Source organism: Roseovarius amoyensis, from assembly GCF_003260265.1.
Lineage (GTDB): Bacteria > Pseudomonadota > Alphaproteobacteria > Rhodobacterales > Rhodobacteraceae > Roseovarius > Roseovarius amoyensis.
The window spans coordinates 312,735-328,778 of sequence record NZ_QITQ01000002.1 but is presented as its reverse complement, the minus strand read 5'-3'; the positions used below and the strand labels follow the sequence as shown (position 1 = coordinate 328,778).

At 63.8% G+C, this 16,044-nt stretch carries 15 protein-coding genes, 1 tRNA gene and 1 pseudogene; 4 read left to right on the top strand and 13 right to left on the bottom strand.

Features of this window, described 5'->3' with window-relative positions:
• Positions 1 to 8: 8 nt before the first annotated feature.
• From DL899_RS03585 to DL899_RS03565, 5 genes are read right to left on the bottom strand one after another with little or no spacing between them, the layout of a single operon-like run.
• Positions 9 to 1,427: an MmgE/PrpD family protein gene (locus DL899_RS03585; RefSeq protein ID WP_111732468.1), complete on the bottom strand. Its 1,419-nt coding sequence runs from the start codon at positions 1,425 to 1,427 to the stop codon at positions 9 to 11.
• A 16-nt stretch (positions 1,428 to 1,443) separates the two neighbouring features.
• The gene (locus DL899_RS03580; RefSeq protein WP_111732466.1) at positions 1,444 to 2,712 is read right to left on the bottom strand and encodes a TRAP transporter large permease; all 1,269 of its coding nucleotides are present in this window, start codon (positions 2,710 to 2,712) and stop codon (positions 1,444 to 1,446) included.
• A gap of 3 nt (positions 2,713 to 2,715) precedes the next feature.
• Positions 2,716 to 3,288: a TRAP transporter small permease gene (locus DL899_RS03575; protein WP_204355238.1), complete on the bottom strand. Its 573-nt coding sequence runs from the start codon at positions 3,286 to 3,288 to the stop codon at positions 2,716 to 2,718.
• The gene (dctP, locus tag DL899_RS03570) at positions 3,272 to 4,264 is read right to left on the bottom strand and encodes a TRAP transporter substrate-binding protein DctP (RefSeq protein ID WP_111732464.1); all 993 of its coding nucleotides are present in this window, start codon (positions 4,262 to 4,264) and stop codon (positions 3,272 to 3,274) included. Before dctP ends, DL899_RS03575 begins: the two co-directional genes overlap by 17 nt.
• A gap of 49 nt (positions 4,265 to 4,313) precedes the next feature.
• Entirely contained in the window at positions 4,314 to 4,820 is a 507-nt protein-coding gene (locus tag DL899_RS03565) for a MaoC family dehydratase (RefSeq protein WP_111732617.1), read from the bottom strand.
• Positions 4,821 to 4,978: 158 nt separating this feature from the next.
• On the opposite strand from DL899_RS03565, the pseudogene DL899_RS03560 reads away from it, so the two are divergent.
• Together DL899_RS03560 and DL899_RS03555 are read left to right on the top strand one after the other, a co-directional pair.
• Positions 4,979 to 5,485: pseudogene (locus DL899_RS03560) on the top strand (IS3 family transposase); the annotation flags it as partial.
• Between the two features lie 196 nt (positions 5,486 to 5,681).
• A complete protein-coding gene (locus DL899_RS03555) occupies positions 5,682 to 6,167 on the top strand; it encodes a hypothetical protein (protein ID WP_111732462.1) in 486 nt (161 codons plus the stop codon).
• 114 nt (positions 6,168 to 6,281) lie between these two features.
• Here the strand turns inward: DL899_RS03555 and DL899_RS03550 are convergent.
• The 6 genes from DL899_RS03550 to leuC all read right to left on the bottom strand — a co-directional run bounded on the left by DL899_RS03550 (position 6,282) and on the right by leuC (position 11,923).
• Positions 6,282 to 6,358, bottom strand: a tRNA-Pro gene (locus DL899_RS03550).
• 73 nt (positions 6,359 to 6,431) lie between these two features.
• A complete protein-coding gene (gene leuB / locus DL899_RS03545; RefSeq protein WP_111732460.1) occupies positions 6,432 to 7,538 on the bottom strand; it encodes a 3-isopropylmalate dehydrogenase in 1,107 nt (368 codons plus the stop codon).
• A 100-nt stretch (positions 7,539 to 7,638) separates the two neighbouring features.
• Positions 7,639 to 8,589, bottom strand: a complete 951-nt coding sequence (locus tag DL899_RS03540) for an endonuclease/exonuclease/phosphatase family protein (RefSeq protein ID WP_204355242.1) — start codon at positions 8,587 to 8,589, stop codon at positions 7,639 to 7,641.
• A 104-nt stretch (positions 8,590 to 8,693) separates the two neighbouring features.
• On the bottom strand, positions 8,694 to 9,539 hold the full coding sequence (locus tag DL899_RS03535; RefSeq protein ID WP_239494583.1) for a hypothetical protein: 846 nt from the start codon (positions 9,537 to 9,539) through the stop codon (positions 8,694 to 8,696).
• 375 nt (positions 9,540 to 9,914) lie between these two features.
• Positions 9,915 to 10,520, bottom strand: coding sequence for a 3-isopropylmalate dehydratase small subunit (gene leuD / locus DL899_RS03530; protein WP_111732456.1), 606 nt, complete (start codon positions 10,518 to 10,520; stop codon positions 9,915 to 9,917).
• A complete protein-coding gene (gene leuC, locus DL899_RS03525; RefSeq protein ID WP_111732454.1) occupies positions 10,520 to 11,923 on the bottom strand; it encodes a 3-isopropylmalate dehydratase large subunit in 1,404 nt (467 codons plus the stop codon). Before leuC ends, leuD begins: the two co-directional genes overlap by 1 nt.
• A 246-nt stretch (positions 11,924 to 12,169) precedes the next feature.
• Here leuC and DL899_RS03515 point away from each other — a divergent pair, with 246 nt between their 5' ends.
• Positions 12,170 to 12,625: a GAF domain-containing protein gene (locus DL899_RS03515; protein WP_111732450.1), complete on the top strand. Its 456-nt coding sequence runs from the start codon at positions 12,170 to 12,172 to the stop codon at positions 12,623 to 12,625.
• A gap of 72 nt (positions 12,626 to 12,697) precedes the next feature.
• The gene (locus DL899_RS03510; RefSeq protein WP_111732448.1) at positions 12,698 to 14,212 is read left to right on the top strand and encodes a YifB family Mg chelatase-like AAA ATPase; all 1,515 of its coding nucleotides are present in this window, start codon (positions 12,698 to 12,700) and stop codon (positions 14,210 to 14,212) included.
• On the opposite strand, the gene DL899_RS03505 is transcribed toward DL899_RS03510, so the two are convergent.
• Positions 14,178 to 15,089, bottom strand: coding sequence for an alpha/beta hydrolase (locus DL899_RS03505; protein ID WP_111732447.1), 912 nt, complete (start codon positions 15,087 to 15,089; stop codon positions 14,178 to 14,180). The two genes, DL899_RS03510 and DL899_RS03505, sit on opposite strands and share 35 nt — an antisense overlap.
• Positions 15,086 to 16,021 carry a glutathione synthase gene (gshB, locus tag DL899_RS03500; protein ID WP_111732445.1) on the bottom strand — a complete coding sequence of 312 codons (936 nt, stop codon included), beginning with the start codon at positions 16,019 to 16,021 and terminating at the stop codon, positions 15,086 to 15,088. The genes DL899_RS03505 and gshB overlap by 4 nt, the downstream gene beginning before the upstream one ends.
• Between the last annotated feature and the right edge of the window lie 23 nt (positions 16,022 to 16,044).

Below are 16,044 nucleotides of genomic sequence, written 5' to 3'. Positions count from 1 at the left end.
GTTTCCCCTCAATTTGCGTATCCGGCCAGCAGCCGTTCGAATGGTTCGAGATTCTGAGCGTCGTCCAGCCCCAGAACCGCATCGCGCAGTCGTTCCGCGCGGGCCGCGGTCCAGACCAGGCAGGCATTCTCGGTGAACTTGGCCGTGATGTCGTGGGCACTCAGGGGGCGGTCGGAAGCGCCGCGATTGACGTCCTCGCGGTGCGAGAACTCGCGCCCGTCCTTCGTGCGGACGATAACCTCGCCCGAATAGTATTTCGGAAAGCGCGAGTTCGGATCGACCTCGTGGCGAACCTTTGGCATGAAGGCCAGCACGTCAGCATCGGTGTAGGCCTCGGTCTCGAGCTCCTTCAGCCCGAAGCGGCCCCGGATCAAACCGTTTGTCACCGCGTAGGGAATAGAAAACTGCGCGTCGTAAGAGTTCTGCGGGCGAATCTTGAACTCACGCGGCTCGCAGACCGTCTTGATCACCTCTTCGGGCACCAGTGCCACCACTTCATCGATTTCGTCGATCGTCAGACCATGCGCCTCATGGAGCGCGATGGCGGCATCGGCGCAGGCGTGGGTGAAGTGACAGGCGGGCAAGGGTTTGACGGCAACGTTCATCAACTCCCACGTCTGACCCAGGTCGGCGGTCGCGACGGAAAGGTCAGCGTCCTTCGCACGCTCGCCGAGATATAGGTTGAAGAAGCCGAAGCGCCCCTCGTAGACGGACTTCGGCGCGACAAACCCGTGGCTGGCCATCGTGACCGCCATGATCGCGGCGCTCGCAGCCCAACCGGGGTGCATCCGCTTGGTCCAGGCGCCGTCCTGCAGGAACTCAAGCGAGCCGCTCGCCATCGAAAGGGCGATGCCCTGCGCTGCGGCAAGCTGGCTTTCGGTCAGGCCGCGCAGGCGGCCGGCGGCGATGATCGCGCCGAAGATGCCGACAATGCCGGTGGGGTGAAACCCGATTTGGTGGAAACCGCCGCGCGCGACGGTTCCAAGGCGGGTCGCGACCTCCATCCCGGCGATATAGGCAGTCTGCATGTCCTCGCCCGTAGCCTTGGTTTCCAGCGCCATGGTCAGGGCTGCCGGCAGAACCGACGCGGTTGCGTGGATGACACCGGGAGTATGCGTATCGTCGTAGTCGAGACCGTGGATCAGGAACCCGTTCAAAAGCGCCGCGTCGCGCGGTTGCAACCGGGTGCCATAGCCGATCGCACGGCGGTCGCCGCCTGACCCAAGCTCGGTCACCGCGGCATGCATCCGATGAGCGAAGTCATAGCCAGTCGAAGCCAGTGCGATGCCCACGGCATCCAGCATCAAGAGGCGGGCGCGCTCGGTGACGTGCGCCGGAACATCACCGGGAGAAAGTTCGGTCGCGAAGGCCGCAAGGCGCCGCGCGATCGGTTCATCGGTCCGGTTTTCGGGGACATTATCTTTCATGGTGTCCTTCCTTTGGTCAGACGAGGGCAAGTGAAATCGCCGGGATGAAGGAAATAAGCGACAACCCCAGCAGGCGTACCGCGTAGAAGGGCAGCACGCCCCGCGCGACTTCATGGACGGGAATGCGGGCGATTCCACTCATGACAAAGAGATTCAGGCCGATAGGCGGCGTCAGCGTCGCGATCTCGACATTCGCCACCATTATCACCGCGAAATGCACAGGGTCGATTCCGAGTGCCTGCGCCATCGGGAAAAGCAGCGGTGCGGTCAGGACGATCAGGGCGATCCCGTCTAGGAACATCCCCATGATCAGCATCACCAGGTTCACGATGATCAGGAACTGCCACCATGTCAGACCAGCGTCCTGAAGACCCAGGACAAGCTGCTGCGACACGCCCATGCGCGCCAGGATGAACCCCAGAAGCGAGCCGCCCATGACGACCGCAAAGATCATCGTCGTTTGCAGAAGGCTTTCGCGCGCGGTGTTCCAGAACATGCGCAGATCGACGGTTCGATAGACGAAGAACCCCAGGATCGCGGCGTAGCCGGCGGCAAATGCGGACACTTCCGTTGGTGTCATCCAGCCCGTGTATATCGAGCCGAGCACCAGCACCGGCATCATGATTGCCGGCAGGGTCTTGGGCAACAGCCTGAAAAACCCGCTCCAGTCTGGCTTGCGGGCCCTGGCCCCGTAACCGCCGCGACGCGCGAGGACAAAGGTCGCAACCGAGAGCAGGGCCGCCTCCATGATGCCGGGCAGGAGACCCGCAATGAAGAGCCGGTCGATCGGCAAACCGACGATGGACCCGATCAGAATGAACCCGAGTGAAGGCGGGATCATCAGTCCGAGCGTGCCACCGACCGCGACGATCGCGGCCGAGAAGCGCGCCGGATATTCCTCGTTGCGCAGACCAGCCACGGTCGAGCGCCCGATGGCAGCGGCCGATCCGACCGAACTGCCCGACACGGCGGCAAAGAACACGGACGCCGCCAGAACCGTCAGCGCCAAGCCACCTCGCACAACGCGTACGAGACTTCCGAGGAGGTCGATCATCATCTGAGCGATCTGACCGCGCATCATCAGGTTGCCGGCCAAGATGAACATCGGGATCGCGATGAGCGGATAGGAATTGACCGAAGCGAACGCGGTCTGCGCGATCACCGTGGCGGGCACGCCGCTGACGAAGAGCACGATGGCTGCTGTCACCAGGCCGAGAACGGCCGCGACATGGGCGCCGAGCGCCAGCAGGATCAGGATGAGGGCGAGAGCTATGGCCAGGATCATGGATCAGAACTTTCCGGCCGCGCCGTCAGCATCCTCGGCGAAGGGATCGTTTCCCTTCAGGGCGCGGATAAAGATGCGAAGATAGTAGGCGGCAAATAGGAGAGCGCCGATGGGCATGGCCATGAAGACCGCCCACATCGGCAATTCGAGATTCGACTCCGACAGCATTCCCATCGTGTAGTAGCGACGGATCTGCGGGATCGAACCCCAGAAGAGGATCGCCGCGAAGGCAAGGCCGATCAAGGCGGCCAGCACGCCGCTGATGATCCGAAGACGCTGCGACATCATCTGCGTCATGAGGTCGGTGCGAATGTGATACCCGCCGCGCCCCGCCGCGCCAAGGGTCAGGAAGAACCCCCAGATGATCATGAAGCGCACGGCCTCCTCGGCCCAGAAGTAGCTATGCGAAAAGAACGCGCGCGCCCCCGCTTCGCAGAGCATGACAATCGTCGCGGCAAGAAGCAGCAAGGTCGAGAAACCGACCAGCGGACCTTGTTCAAAGCGATCCCAAAGTGAAGGACGCACCGGCGACGTCTCGTCGCCGGTGCCCTCGGGGTGTTTATCCTGCGGTGTCACACTCGGCCTTCAATTTATCCATTGCTTCGACGACCTGCGGATACTGGTCCGAGAAGTTCGCCGAGGTCTCGGCGGTCAGCTCGCGCCATTGCGCGATCTCGGCCTCGTCGACGGTCACGAGGTTCGCGCCCTGCGAGGTCATCTTTTCGATCGATACCTTGTCTTTCTCGATCGCCTCGCTCCACTGTGTGGCGGCCATTTCGTCCACCGAGTTCTTGATCGCGTCCCGCTGCTCCGGCGACAGGTTCTGGTACCAGTTGTCGTCGACGACAATGGCATAGGTCAGGAGCGAGAAGCCGGGAACGTAAAAGGCGTTCTTGCCCGTCATGCCGATCATCTCAGACCACCCCGCCGGCGAGGTAAAGACGCCATCGATGGCCCCTTGGCTGAGCGCCGTGGACATCTCGGACGCCGCCATCGAAACCGGAGAGATGCCGAGCGCGCGCATAGTGTCCTGCACCACGCGGCCGCCCGTTACGCGAACCTTCGCGCCTTGAAGATCCTCCATCGACGCGATCTCACGGTCGGAAAAAATGAAGTAGAGATCGGCAGTGCGCAACAACCCGAGGACGCGCAGACCGGATTCGGTCATCTCGTCACTCAGAAGCTCGGTTACGCCGGACTTCATGCACTCGTTCTGCATCATCTCGTCCGAGATGGCGAAGGGCAGGTTGATGACGCCGGTCTCCGGCGCGATCGTCTCAAGCCGGACCGAGACCGGCCAGACCATCTGGACGGCGCCGGTGCCAAGCGCGCCGAGCGCGGCTTGATCCGAATAGAGCTGGCCCGCGGGAAAGATCTTGACCTCGATCTCGCCGCCGGTCGCCTCGCCGACATCCGCGGCGAACTGCTCCATGTACTCGGTCTTCCAGTGCGTCGCGGCGACCTCGCTTGGCAGCACAAGGTCCTCTGCCGAGGCGATCCCCGAGATCATCGTGGCTGCGGCGAGCGCCGCCGTAAGTCTAGTGTATTGCATTACTTTCTCCTCCTTGCTGCGGTGGCGTCACTTCTGGCGCCTGTCGTGTTCAGTAGTTGGTCGGGTTCTTCTCGTCGGCGGCCCGGCTCTTGATAAGAGCGCTGCGCTCGAAGCTCATGAAGACGGTGTCGTCGTGCTTCTTGCCGAGGGTGCGGACGCGGACGATGCCCTGCCCGGGCCGTGAACGGCTTTCGCGCTTCTCAAGAACCTCGCTCTCGGCATAGATCGTGTCTCCAGCGAAGACGGGTGCCATCAGCTTGATCTCTTCCCAGCCGAGATTGGCCACGGCCTTGCCCGAGACTTCGGGAACGGACATGCCAAGCACGGTCGCTACGGTCAGGCCGGAATTGATCAGCAACTTCCCAAACTCGCTCTGCGAGGCGAAATGCGCGTCGCAGTGCATAGGATGGTAGTTCATCGTCATGAGCGAAAACTGGATGTTGTCCTGATCCGTCAGGGTGCGACCCGGCCGGTGCTCGTAGATGTGCCCCACTTCGAAGTCCTCGAAATAGAGACCTATCTCCCCTCTGAACCGGTTTGGTCCCACCTGCCGCATGTCGATTCTCCATTTTGTAGGTATGTCCGTACATATTTGCCGCTCGAACGATCTGTCAATCAGAAAAGCCACGCTGTCGGCGGCCACGACGCTCTTTTGGCAATGACACGCGCCGATTGTACCGGGGCACAGTTATGAAGTGGTCCCATCTTTTCGGACAGGTTTGGTGCTCGGACATCACCTACCTGCCGATGCGGCGCGGGTTCCTGTATCTGGTCGCCATCATGGACTGGCATACCCGGAAGGTCCTGGCCTGGCGCATCTCGAACACGCTGGAGGCCGACTTCTGCGTCGAGGCGCTGAACGAGGCCATCCACAAGTTCGGCCCGCCCGAGATAATGAATACCGACCAAGGATCTCAGTTCACGTCCTTTGCCTGGACGGACCGCTTGCGCCGGACCGGCGTGCGCATCTCGATGGATGGGAAAGGCCGGTTCCTCGACAACATCTTCATCGAGCGGCTGTTGCGGACGCTGAAATACGAGTGCGTCTACCTGCATGCCTGGGAAACCGGCTCGGAGGCAAAGGCAGGCATCCGAAAATGGATGACCTTCTACAATCACCAACGCCCGCACTCGGCCCTTGGCGGCAGACCACCCGCCGTGGTCTACTGGATGAGAAAGGACGAAACCCAACCCGATCAGCAAGTGCAGAGAGTAGCTTAAGTTACGCCAGATCCTGCCCAACCGATGGGGAGTAGCTCACAGATACCATCCGGCCCCGGATCGGGAGGCGTCCCGAGTCTGGACGAGGTTTGTGTTGAACAGGGCTTTGGGCGTTCCTGACACTCTAGCTCACTAAGGAAAACAAGCTCTCTATAGGGTATATCTCTATCTATCTTAGGGGGCGGAACGGCAGCGGATGACCTATGAAGACGTCGAGCCATTGAGGGCAAGTTATCGGCCCGCGAAGATCAAGGTGCTTTTCGTCGGAGAAAGCGCGCCCGCCGGGGGCGCTTTCTTCTACAAGCAGACCGGTCAGGTTCACGGGCAGTTTCGCCAAGCCCTCGCGCCGCACATCGGAGACAATCCAACCTTTGTCGACGCTTTCAAGCAAGCGGGCTTCTATCTGGACGATCTGGTGCTGGAACCGGTGAACTGGCTGTCCAGGTCGGAGCGACAGGCGATCCACTCTGCCAGCATCCCCTCATTGGCAATGCGATTGAAGGACTACGAAGCGCCCCTTGTTGTGGCCTTCATGAAAGGTATCGCGGCACCTGTCAAAGCTGCGATTGCAGCGTCGGGAACATCGTGTCAGTTTGAGGTGGTGTCGTTTCCGGGCAATGGGCGACAAGGTGAGTTCCGTTCAGCCATGACCGCGATCATGCCGAAGCTGCTGAGCCGGTAGGCGAACGGCTCAGATTCGACCCGAAATGACCTCAGTTTACCCTCGCCGTGCTTACTATGTGCTTACCGTAGCAGTAAGCACATTCGTGGAGGTCTCGTAAGTTATTGAAAATATTGGTCGGAGTGAGAGGATTCGAACCTCCGACCCCTGCCTCCCGAAGACAGTGCTCTACCAGGCTGAGCTACACTCCGACCGTGACGCGCCGATTACTGCCAAAGCGGACAAGTTGCAAGGGCCGAGTGACGAATTCGCGCCAGCATCGCTTCAGAGGCTGGCGTCAAGCGCGGCCAGGATGGCGTCGCCCATCTGGCTGGTCGAAACTGGCGTGGCGCCCTCTTCGCCCAGCAGGTCGGCGGTGCGCACGCCGTCGGCCAGCACCTTTTCCACCGCCTGCTCCAGACGCGCGGCCTCGTCCCCTTTATCAAAGGAGTACCGCAGCGCCATGGCAAAGCTCAGGACGCAGGCGATGGGGTTGGCCTTGCCCTGCCCCGCGATGTCGGGCGCGCTGCCGTGTACCGGTTCATACAGCGCCTTGGGCCGGCCATTGGCCATCGGCGCGCCCAGGCTGGCCGAGGGCAGCATGCCAAGGCTGCCGGTCAGCATAGCCGCCGCGTCCGACAAGAGGTCGCCGAACAGGTTGTCGGTCACGATCACGTCGAACTGCTTGGGCCAGCGGCACAGCTGCATCGCTCCGGCATCGGCATACATGTGCGACAGTTCGACATCCGGGTAGTCGGCGTCGTGCACCTTTTGCACCACCTCGCGCCACAGGATACCCGATTCCATCACGTTGGCCTTTTCCATCGAACAGACCTTGTTGCCGCGCTTGCGAGCCAGCTCGAATGCCGCGCGCGCCACGCGGTCGATCTCGGACTCGGTATAGCGCTGGGTGTTGATGCCCACGCGTTCGTTGCCTTCTTCGAAAATCCCGCGCGGTTCACCGAAATAGATGCCAGAGGTCAGCTCACGCACGATCATGATGTCGAGCCCGGCCACCACGTCGCGCTTGAGCGACGAGAAATCCGCCAGCGCGTCGAAACACTGGGCGGGGCGCAGGTTGGCGAAAAGGTCCATTTCCTTGCGCAGGCGCAGAAGGCCGCGTTCGGGTTTGACCGAAAAATCCAGGTTGTCGTATTTCGGGCCGCCCACCGCGCCCAGCAGCACCGCGTCCACCTCTTGCGCGCGCGCCATGGTGGCATCGGCCAACGGCACCCCGTGCACGTCATAAGCGCAGCCACCGACAAGATCCTCGCTGACATCGAAGACCAGGCCGCGACGGTCGCCGAACCACTCGATGATGCGGTTGACCTCGGCCATCACTTCGGGGCCGATGCCGTCACCGGGCAGGATGAGAAGCGAGGAATTGGTCATGGCGCGTATCCTTGTGTTCATGGGCAGTTCGCGCCATCGCCTAGCCCGAAGCCGGGGGAGGGTCAAGAAAGCGGGCGCAATGCCGTGACCGGCCCGCCCGTCAGTCGATGGCGATATCGACCCAGACCAGCCGGTGACGGCTGGCGCGTTCCGCGACATCGCCCAGCGGGTCATCTCCGGCTGGCCAGAACACGCCGGCATCCACCACTGTCAGATCGGCCGAGGGCAGGATGTAGCTGGCCCGCATGTTGCCCGGCCCGGGGGCGGGCCAGGTGGCTGTGTCTAGCGCCGGGTCGCCCCGATGGCCGGGTTCGGGCGGCACGGGTCCGGGGCGGCGCGGGGCCGGGTCCTGCAGGCGCGGATCGGCCAGCAGGGCACGGATCGCCCCCTTGCGCCCGTCACCATCGACCGGGTCCAGGTTGGCATCGCCCAGCAGCACGAAACGCGCACCGGGCGGCGGGCCGAACGCGCCGTCGAGGAAACGCAGCCAGAATAAGACCTCGTCGTGGTTGCGCCGCCCGTTTCGATCCTCGGGCCCGTCAAAGGCGGGCGGCGTCGCGTGAAAGACCAGCAGGTGAAACCGCGTGTCCGCCACCCGCAACGGCACCACCCAATGCCCGACCCGCGACAGCCGCTGCGCCGCACGCACGTTATCGGGCATGTCAGCAGGCAGGATCGCGCCGGGCAGATCGGCCCAGAGCAGGGCGCTGAAATCGCGCGCCATATCCGCCTCAAACGGATAGCGCGACAGGATCGCCATGCCGCGCGCACCGGCAAAGCGGCCAAAACCCTGCGCATCCTCGGGTTCTCCCAGCCGCCCGTCGCCGTCCAGGTCCAGCCCGCTGGCCATGCCGCTGTTGGGCCGCAGCGCAAACAGATGATCGAACCGCCAGCCCGCCCCGTCGATGGCGTCACGCAGCGCGCCCAGCGTGCGCAGGTGCAAGTCCCAATCCACCCCCTGCAACAGCAGGATATCGGGCGCCGCAAAGGCGACGACCTGCGCCACCGCCTGCACCTGCGCGTCATCACCCCGTTCGATATCGCGCAGCAACAGCCCCGGCCCCTTGCGCGACAGTTCCGTGTGATAGGTGGCGATGCGCAGGGTTTCGGCAAAAGCAGAAAATGTTCCGGCCAGCGCGACGCAGAGTGCCGCAGTCAGACGTTGGGCAAAACGGCCTGTTCGCCGGCGGCGGCACTGCCCAGCATCTTGCGTCGCGCAGCGATCAGCTGGGCCACGCGCAACAGCGCGATACCCCGGATCAGCATGCTGGCAGGCAAAAAGGCCCATGCCACGGTCACCCAGATCAGCGTTTGCGGATTGCCCAGCGCGACCGGGTCCATCAGAACCGGCACGGCCTTAATCATCGCGGGCACCATGAATGGCAGCAAAATCCCTAACACGACGTTAACGCCGGCATCACGCCGCAGACGCTCGACCACGTCGCCGCCTCGGGTCGGATCGAACAGCGGCAGGTTGACCCAGACGTTAAAGGACCGCCCGCAGATCGGCCAGTTGCGCAACCTGACGATCAGGATGAAAATCACGACCATGACCAGCGATACGATATAGCTCAGACCCGTGGCCGTGCGCACGCTATGAAGCGTCACCGCATCGGTGCCGGGCGGTAGGAGCAGCAGCATCAGGCGAACCGGCGAATAGGGGAAATCAGCGACATTGCCCAGCTTCGCCCCGTAATGGCCCAGAACCACGCTCAGGCTGGTGGGGTGGGTCATGCCGGCGATGATCACTGACAGCGCCATCACTGTCAGCGCGGCGGCGGTGAACCGCAGCCGGTTGAAGGGCGGGGCAAAACGGAATTCGATAATGCTGGGATAGCGGCCATTGTATTCCATGAACACAAGCAGAGCCACCAGAAACGCGATCACCAGCGTCACCTGCGACGTCTCGGCGGCCACGTCCGGCAACAGCAGCGAAGGCGCTGCAACCATCATGGCCACGCAACAGGCGCGGAATAGCGCGCCGGCGATCTGAGAAAGCACTGCCCGTTTCCTCTCAAACTGGTCGAACCCGGTACGATGCCGGATTCTTGTCCCAACTTGTTGCCGCCGATTATGGCGACTTGCCTCATTACTGACCATTTTTTGCCCCTTTTCGAGGACGGGCTCAAGCACACCTGCAGATCAGCCAATATTTGGGGCCGATTGATGATCCAACTGGTGCGGGATTGCATCAATAAGGTGCCACAAATTAGGCAATGTTGTGGTTACCCACAATATATTGTGGTTTAGCGGGCACAGACACGATAAAAACGCCCCCCCCTGGCAGGATTGGCGTTAACCTTTCGCGCGAAAGAACGCCCGCCGAATACCACCGGCGGGCACAATTACGGCTGAATTGTGGCGTCTGCCCGTCTGTCAAACCCAAGGGCGTTCAGTAGATGCCTTTGCCTCGAACGCCGAAATGGCGTCGGCCCTGGCCATGGTCAGGCCGATATCGTCGAGCCCTTCCAGCAGGCAGTGCTTCTTGAACGCATCGACCTCGAAGGCAAAGCTTTCACCGTCCGAGGTTGTCACGGTCTGCGCCTCCAGGTCGACGGTGACACGCGCATTCGCCCCCTTTTCGGCATCCTTCATCAGCACGTCCACCTGCTCTTGCGGCAGCGCGATGGGCAGGATGCCGTTCTTGAAGCAGTTGTTGTAAAAGATGTCGGCATAGCTGGGCGCGATGATGCAGCGGATGCCGAAATCGGCGATCGCCCAGGGCGCGTGTTCGCGCGAGGAACCACAGCCGAAATTTTCGCCCGCGACCAGGATCTGCGCCTCGCGGTACTGCGGCTTGTTCAGCACAAAGTCGGGGATTTCGTTGCCGTCGTCGTCATAGCGCATCTCGTCGAACAGGTTCACGCCCAGCCCCGAACGCTTGATCGTCTTCAGGAACTGCTTGGGGATGATCATGTCGGTATCGACATTGATCTGCGGCAAGGGCGCGGCGATGCCGGTGAGTTTCTCGAACTTTTCCATTACATCATCTCCCGCACATCGGTCAGGTGGCCGGTCACCGCCGCGGCGGCGGCCATTGCCGGGCTCATCAGGTGGGTGCGTCCGCCGCGCCCCTGCCGACCCTCGAAATTCCGGTTCGAGGTGGCGGCGCAGCGTTCGCCGGGGCTCAGCTGGTCGGGGTTCATCGCCAGGCACATCGAACAACCCGCAAGCCGCCATTCAAAGCCGGCCTCGATAAAGACGTCTGCCAGCCCCTCTTCCTCGGCTTGGGCGCGCACAAGGCCGGACCCGGGCACGACCATGGCACGCAGCCCTTCCTTGATCTTCTTGCCGCGCAGTATCTCGGCGGCGGCGCGCAAATCCTCGATCCGGCCATTGGTGCACGACCCGATGAACACGGTGTCGATCTCGATCTCCGACAGCGGCGTGCCGGGGGCAAGCTCCATATATTCCAGCGACCGGCGCACTGCCTCGACCTTGCCTCCGTCGAAATCCTCCGGCGCGGGCACGCGGTCGGTGATCGGCAGCACATCCTCGGGCGAGGTGCCCCAGGTGACCACCGGCGCGATGTCCTCGCCGCGGATGGTGATGACCTTGTCCCAATGCGCGTCCTTGTCGGAAAACAGCGTCTTCCACCAGGCCAGCGCGACCTCCCACTCGGCGCCCTTGGGCGCGTGGGGGCGGCCCTTGATGTATTCAAAGGTCTTTTCGTCCGGCGCGATCAGCCCGGCGCGCGCACCACCCTCGATCGCCATGTTGCAGACGGTCATGCGGCCTTCCATCGACAGATCGCGGATCGCCTCGCCGCAATATTCGATGACATGGCCGGTGCCGCCGGCGGTGCCGGTGCGCCCGATCACCGTCAGGGTGATGTCCTTGGCTGTCACGCCCGGCCGCAGCTTGCCGGTGATCTCGACCTTCATGTTCTTTGACTTGGACTGGATCAGCGTCTGGGTGGCCAGCACATGCTCGACCTCGCTGGTGCCGATGCCGTGGGCCAGCGCGCCAAACGCGCCATGCGTGGCGGTGTGGCTGTCGCCGCAGACCACCGTCATCCCCGGCAGCGTCCAGCCCTGTTCGGGACCGACGATATGCACGATGCCCTGGCGGATATCGTCGACAGGATAATAATGGATGCCGAATTCGCGCGCGTTGCGGTCCAGCGCCTCGACCTGGATGCGGCTTTCCTCGTTCTCGATACCGTTGACCCGGTCGGCCGTGGTGGGCACGTTGTGGTCGGGCACGGCGATGGTCTTGTCAGGTGCGCGCAGGTCGCGCCCGGCCATGCGCAGCCCTTCAAAGGCCTGCGGGCTGGTGACCTCGTGCACGAGATGGCGGTCGATATAAAGCAGGCAGGTGCCGTCCTCGGCCTCGTGCACCAGATGGGCGTCCCATATCTTGTCATAAAGCGTCTTGGGGGACATGCGGAATTCTCCGGTTTGTCAGATGGGGTTTGGGTGTGACAGGGCTTGGCGCGCGCTCATAGGCGCGACATCACCGTCAGCGTCGCGCCGAAAAAGCGCCATGGCAGGCGCGCGCGGTCATCCATGTCGAAAACACGTGTCATGGCTTTCAGATATATTGCATCGGGCTCTGCCGCAAGTGGCAGGCACCCTGCTGCGGCGCGGCAGGGGCTGGTGCGGGGGCGACCCGCGTGGCATATCCGCGCCATGAGGATCGACTACGCCGCCACCGCGAAAACCATCGCTGCCCTGACCGAGGGCGAAACCGACGCGATCGCGCTGATGGCGACCGTGGCTTGCGAGATGCATCATGCCGACGACCGCTTTGACTGGACCGGGTTCTACCGCGTCACCAGCCCCGAGATGCTGAAGATCGGGCCTTACCAGGGCGGGCATGGCTGCCTCGTCATCCCGTTTTCGCGCGGCGTATGCGGCGCGGCGGCGCGCACCGGCGAGGTTCAGATCGTCGATGACGTCGATACCTTTGACGGGCACATCGCCTGTTCGTCCTCGACCCGGTCCGAGATCGTGCTGCCGGTGCGTGACAGCCAGGGGCAGTTGCTGGGCGTGCTGGACATCGACAGCAACCGCGCCGCGGCTTTTGACGCAGCCGATGCCCAGGGGCTGGGCGCGATCATCAGGGATGTATTCGGCCGGCTTTGAGGCGCTGTTAACCCTTCCTCAACCATCTCCGCGCTATCGGTTAACCATTAGTGACAACCGACGGAGGCGGTCATGGTCGCACGCGCCTATACGGTCGCGTTCGAGGGGGTCGAGGCCCGCCCGGTCGAGGTGCAATGCGCCATCACCGCCGGGCTGCCCGGTATCTCGCTCGTCGGCCTGCCCGACAAGGCGGTGAGCGAGGCGCGCGAACGGGTGCGCAGCGCGCTCGGGTCGATGGCCATCGCCCTGCCGTCCAAGCGCATCACCATCAACCTCTCGCCCGCCGACCTGCCCAAGGAAGGCAGCCATTACGACCTGCCGATCGCGCTGGCGCTGCTGGCCGCGCTGGAAATCATCCCCGCCGATGCCGTCGAAAGCACCTGCTCATTGGGCGAGCTGTCGCTCGATGGGGCGCTCTTGCCGGTGATCGGTGCGTTGCCCGCGGCGATGAGCGCGGCCGAGGCCCAGCGCACGCTGCTTTGCCCCAAGGGATCGGGCGCCGAGGCCGCCTGGGCCGGCGCGGCGCAGGTGATCGGCGCGGCCAGCCTTGCCGACGTGGTGCGCCACTATACCGGCCAGTCCCCCCTGCCCCCGGCCGAGCCGGGCGAGGTGAGCGAAGACACCGCCGCGCGCGACCTTGTCGACGTCAGGGGACAGGAACGCGCCAAACGCGCGCTGGAAATCGCCGCCGCCGGTCGCCACCACCTGATCATGGTCGGCCCGCCGGGGTCGGGCAAGTCCATGCTCGCCGCGCGTCTGCCCGGCATCCTACCGCCGCTGTCGCCGCGCGAGGCGCTGGAAACCTCGATGATCCATTCGCTGGCCGGCCTGATACAGGAGGGTGGCATCAGCCGCACCCGCCCCTTTCGCGCACCCCATCACACGGCCTCGATGGCGGCCATTGTCGGCGGCGGCCGGCGCGCCGCCCCGGGCGAGATCAGCCTTGCCCATAACGGCGTCCTATTCATGGACGAATTCCCCGAATTCAGCCGTGCGGTACTGGAAACCCTGCGACAGCCGGTCGAGACGGGCGAGGTGGTGGTCGCCCGCGCCAACGCGCATGTGACCTATCCCTGCCGCTTTCTGCTGATGGCCGCCGCCAACCCCTGCCGATGCGGGCACCTGGCCGACCCGGCCCGCGCCTGCAACCGCGCCCCAGCCTGCGGCGCCGAATACATGGGGCGTATATCCGGCCCGTTGATGGACCGCTTCGATCTGCGGCTCGAGGTGCCGCCGGTGGCCTATACCGACCTCGACCTGCCCGCCTCTGGCGAGGGGTCGGCGGATATCTCCGCCCGCGTCGTGGCGGCCCGCGCGCTGCAGGAAACACGCTTTCACGACCGGCCCGGCATGTACCTGAATGCCGATGCCGAGGGCGAGGCGCTGACCGAGATCGCCACCCCCGATGCCGAGGGGCGCGCCCTGCTCACCCGCGTGGCCGACCGTTTCGGCCTGACCGCGCGTGGCTATCACCGGGTGCTGCGGGTGGCGCGCACCATCGCCGATCTGGACGGGTCCGAAACCGTGCGCCAGCCGCACGTGGCCGAGGCGGTCAGCTATCGGCTGAGCGCGGCGGCAACGCAGTGATCCAATCGCTCAACTGCCGAAGCGTCACCATCGCCTCGGGCAGCCAGCCCTGGAAATAGGGCCAGACATGGGGCAGGCCGTGCGCCACGCACTCGGTCACCGCCACGCCCTGTTCGCGCAGACGTGTCGCCATCCGCCGGGTGTCGTCGAGCAATATCTCGGTATCACTCACTGCCAGCCAGACCGGCGGCGCACCTGTGAAATCGGCGAACAGGGGCGAGGCGCGCGGATCATCCGACGCCGCCCCCTGCAGGTACACCTCGGCTGTCTCATGCGCCCGCGAGGCCGGCAGCACCGGGTCGGCCTGGACATTCTTGCTAAAGCTGTCGCCCGAAAACGTCATGTCGGTGAGCGGCGAGAGGGCAAACAAACCCCTCGGCGGCGTCAGCCCCTGGCGCAGAACCTCGCCCAGAACCGCCAGCACCAGCCCACCACCGGCGCTGTCACCGCTAAGGATCACGCCCCCCGGACGCCCGACAAGGGCGGCGTAAACAGCCAGCGCATCTTCTACCGCCGCCGGAAAGCGGTGCTCCGGCGCCAGCCGGTAGTCTGGCAGGCAGGCCGGCAATTTCGCCAGATGCGACAGGCGGCCCAGCATCGCCCGGTGCGTGTCGGATGAGCCGAACACATAACCGCCACCGTGAAAATACAGCAATAGCGGCGCATCGGCCTGCGACACCCCGCGCGCCGTGACCCATTGCACCGGAACACCGGCCACATCGCCCCGGTCATAAACTGTTCCGCCCGGTGCCCGAAAAAACAGCCGCGCCTTGGTCTCGAACGGGCGGCGCAGCTCCTGCGGGGTGGCGGCGCGCGCGAGGGCGCGCTTTTCGGTCAGCCGCAGCCAGGCGTTTAGAAGGCGGCGCCGCAGGCTCACCCGCGCCGCGCCTCAATCGCCTCCCATATCCGGGCGGCCACGTTGACCCCGTCGAAACGCTCCAACTCCTGGATGCCGGTGGGCGAGGTTACGTTGATTTCGGTCAGGTAATCGCCGATCACGTCGATGCCGACAAAGACCTGCCCTTTATCCCGCAGCAACGGTCCGATCCGGGCGCAGATTTCACGGTCGCGTTCGGTCAGTTCCACCTTTTCCGGCCGCCCACCCACATGCATGTTCGAGCGCGTCTCGCCCTTGCCGGGAACACGGTTGATCGCGCCCACGGGTTCGCCATCGACCAGGATCACGCGTTTGTCGCCCTTCACGATCTGGGGCAGGAATTTCTGCACGATCAGCGGTTCGCGCGAAAAGCTGGTGAACATCTCGTGCAGCGCCGAAAGGTTGCGGTCGCTCTGCGGCAGGTGGAACACTCCGGCCCCACCATTGCCATAGAGCGGCTTGAGGATGATGTCGCCATGTTCGGCACGAAAGGCGCGGATGGTGTCCAGATCGCGGGCAATCGCGGTCGGCGGCGTCAGGTCCGGGTAATCGAGTACCAACAGCTTTTCGGGAAAATTGCGCACCCAGAACGGGTCGTTCACCACCAGCGTGCCCGGCGAAAGCCGCTGCAACAGATGCGTGGTGGTGATGTAGAACATATCAAAGGGCGGGTCCTGGCGCAGCCAGATCACGTCCATTTCAGACAGATCGCGTACCGTTTCTTCGCCAAGGCTGAAATGGTCGCCCTGCACGCGGCGCACCTCCAGCGAAGACGCACGCGCCTCGATCCGGCCCTGGTTATAGCTCAACAGCTCGGGCGTATAATAGAACAGCTCGTGCCCGCGCGCCTGCGCTTCCTCGGCCAGCCGAAAGGTGCTGTCGGCGGCGATATCCACCGCGCCGATCGGATCCATCTGAAAGGCTATCTTCATGGTCTGTCCCCGGGCGATTGCGT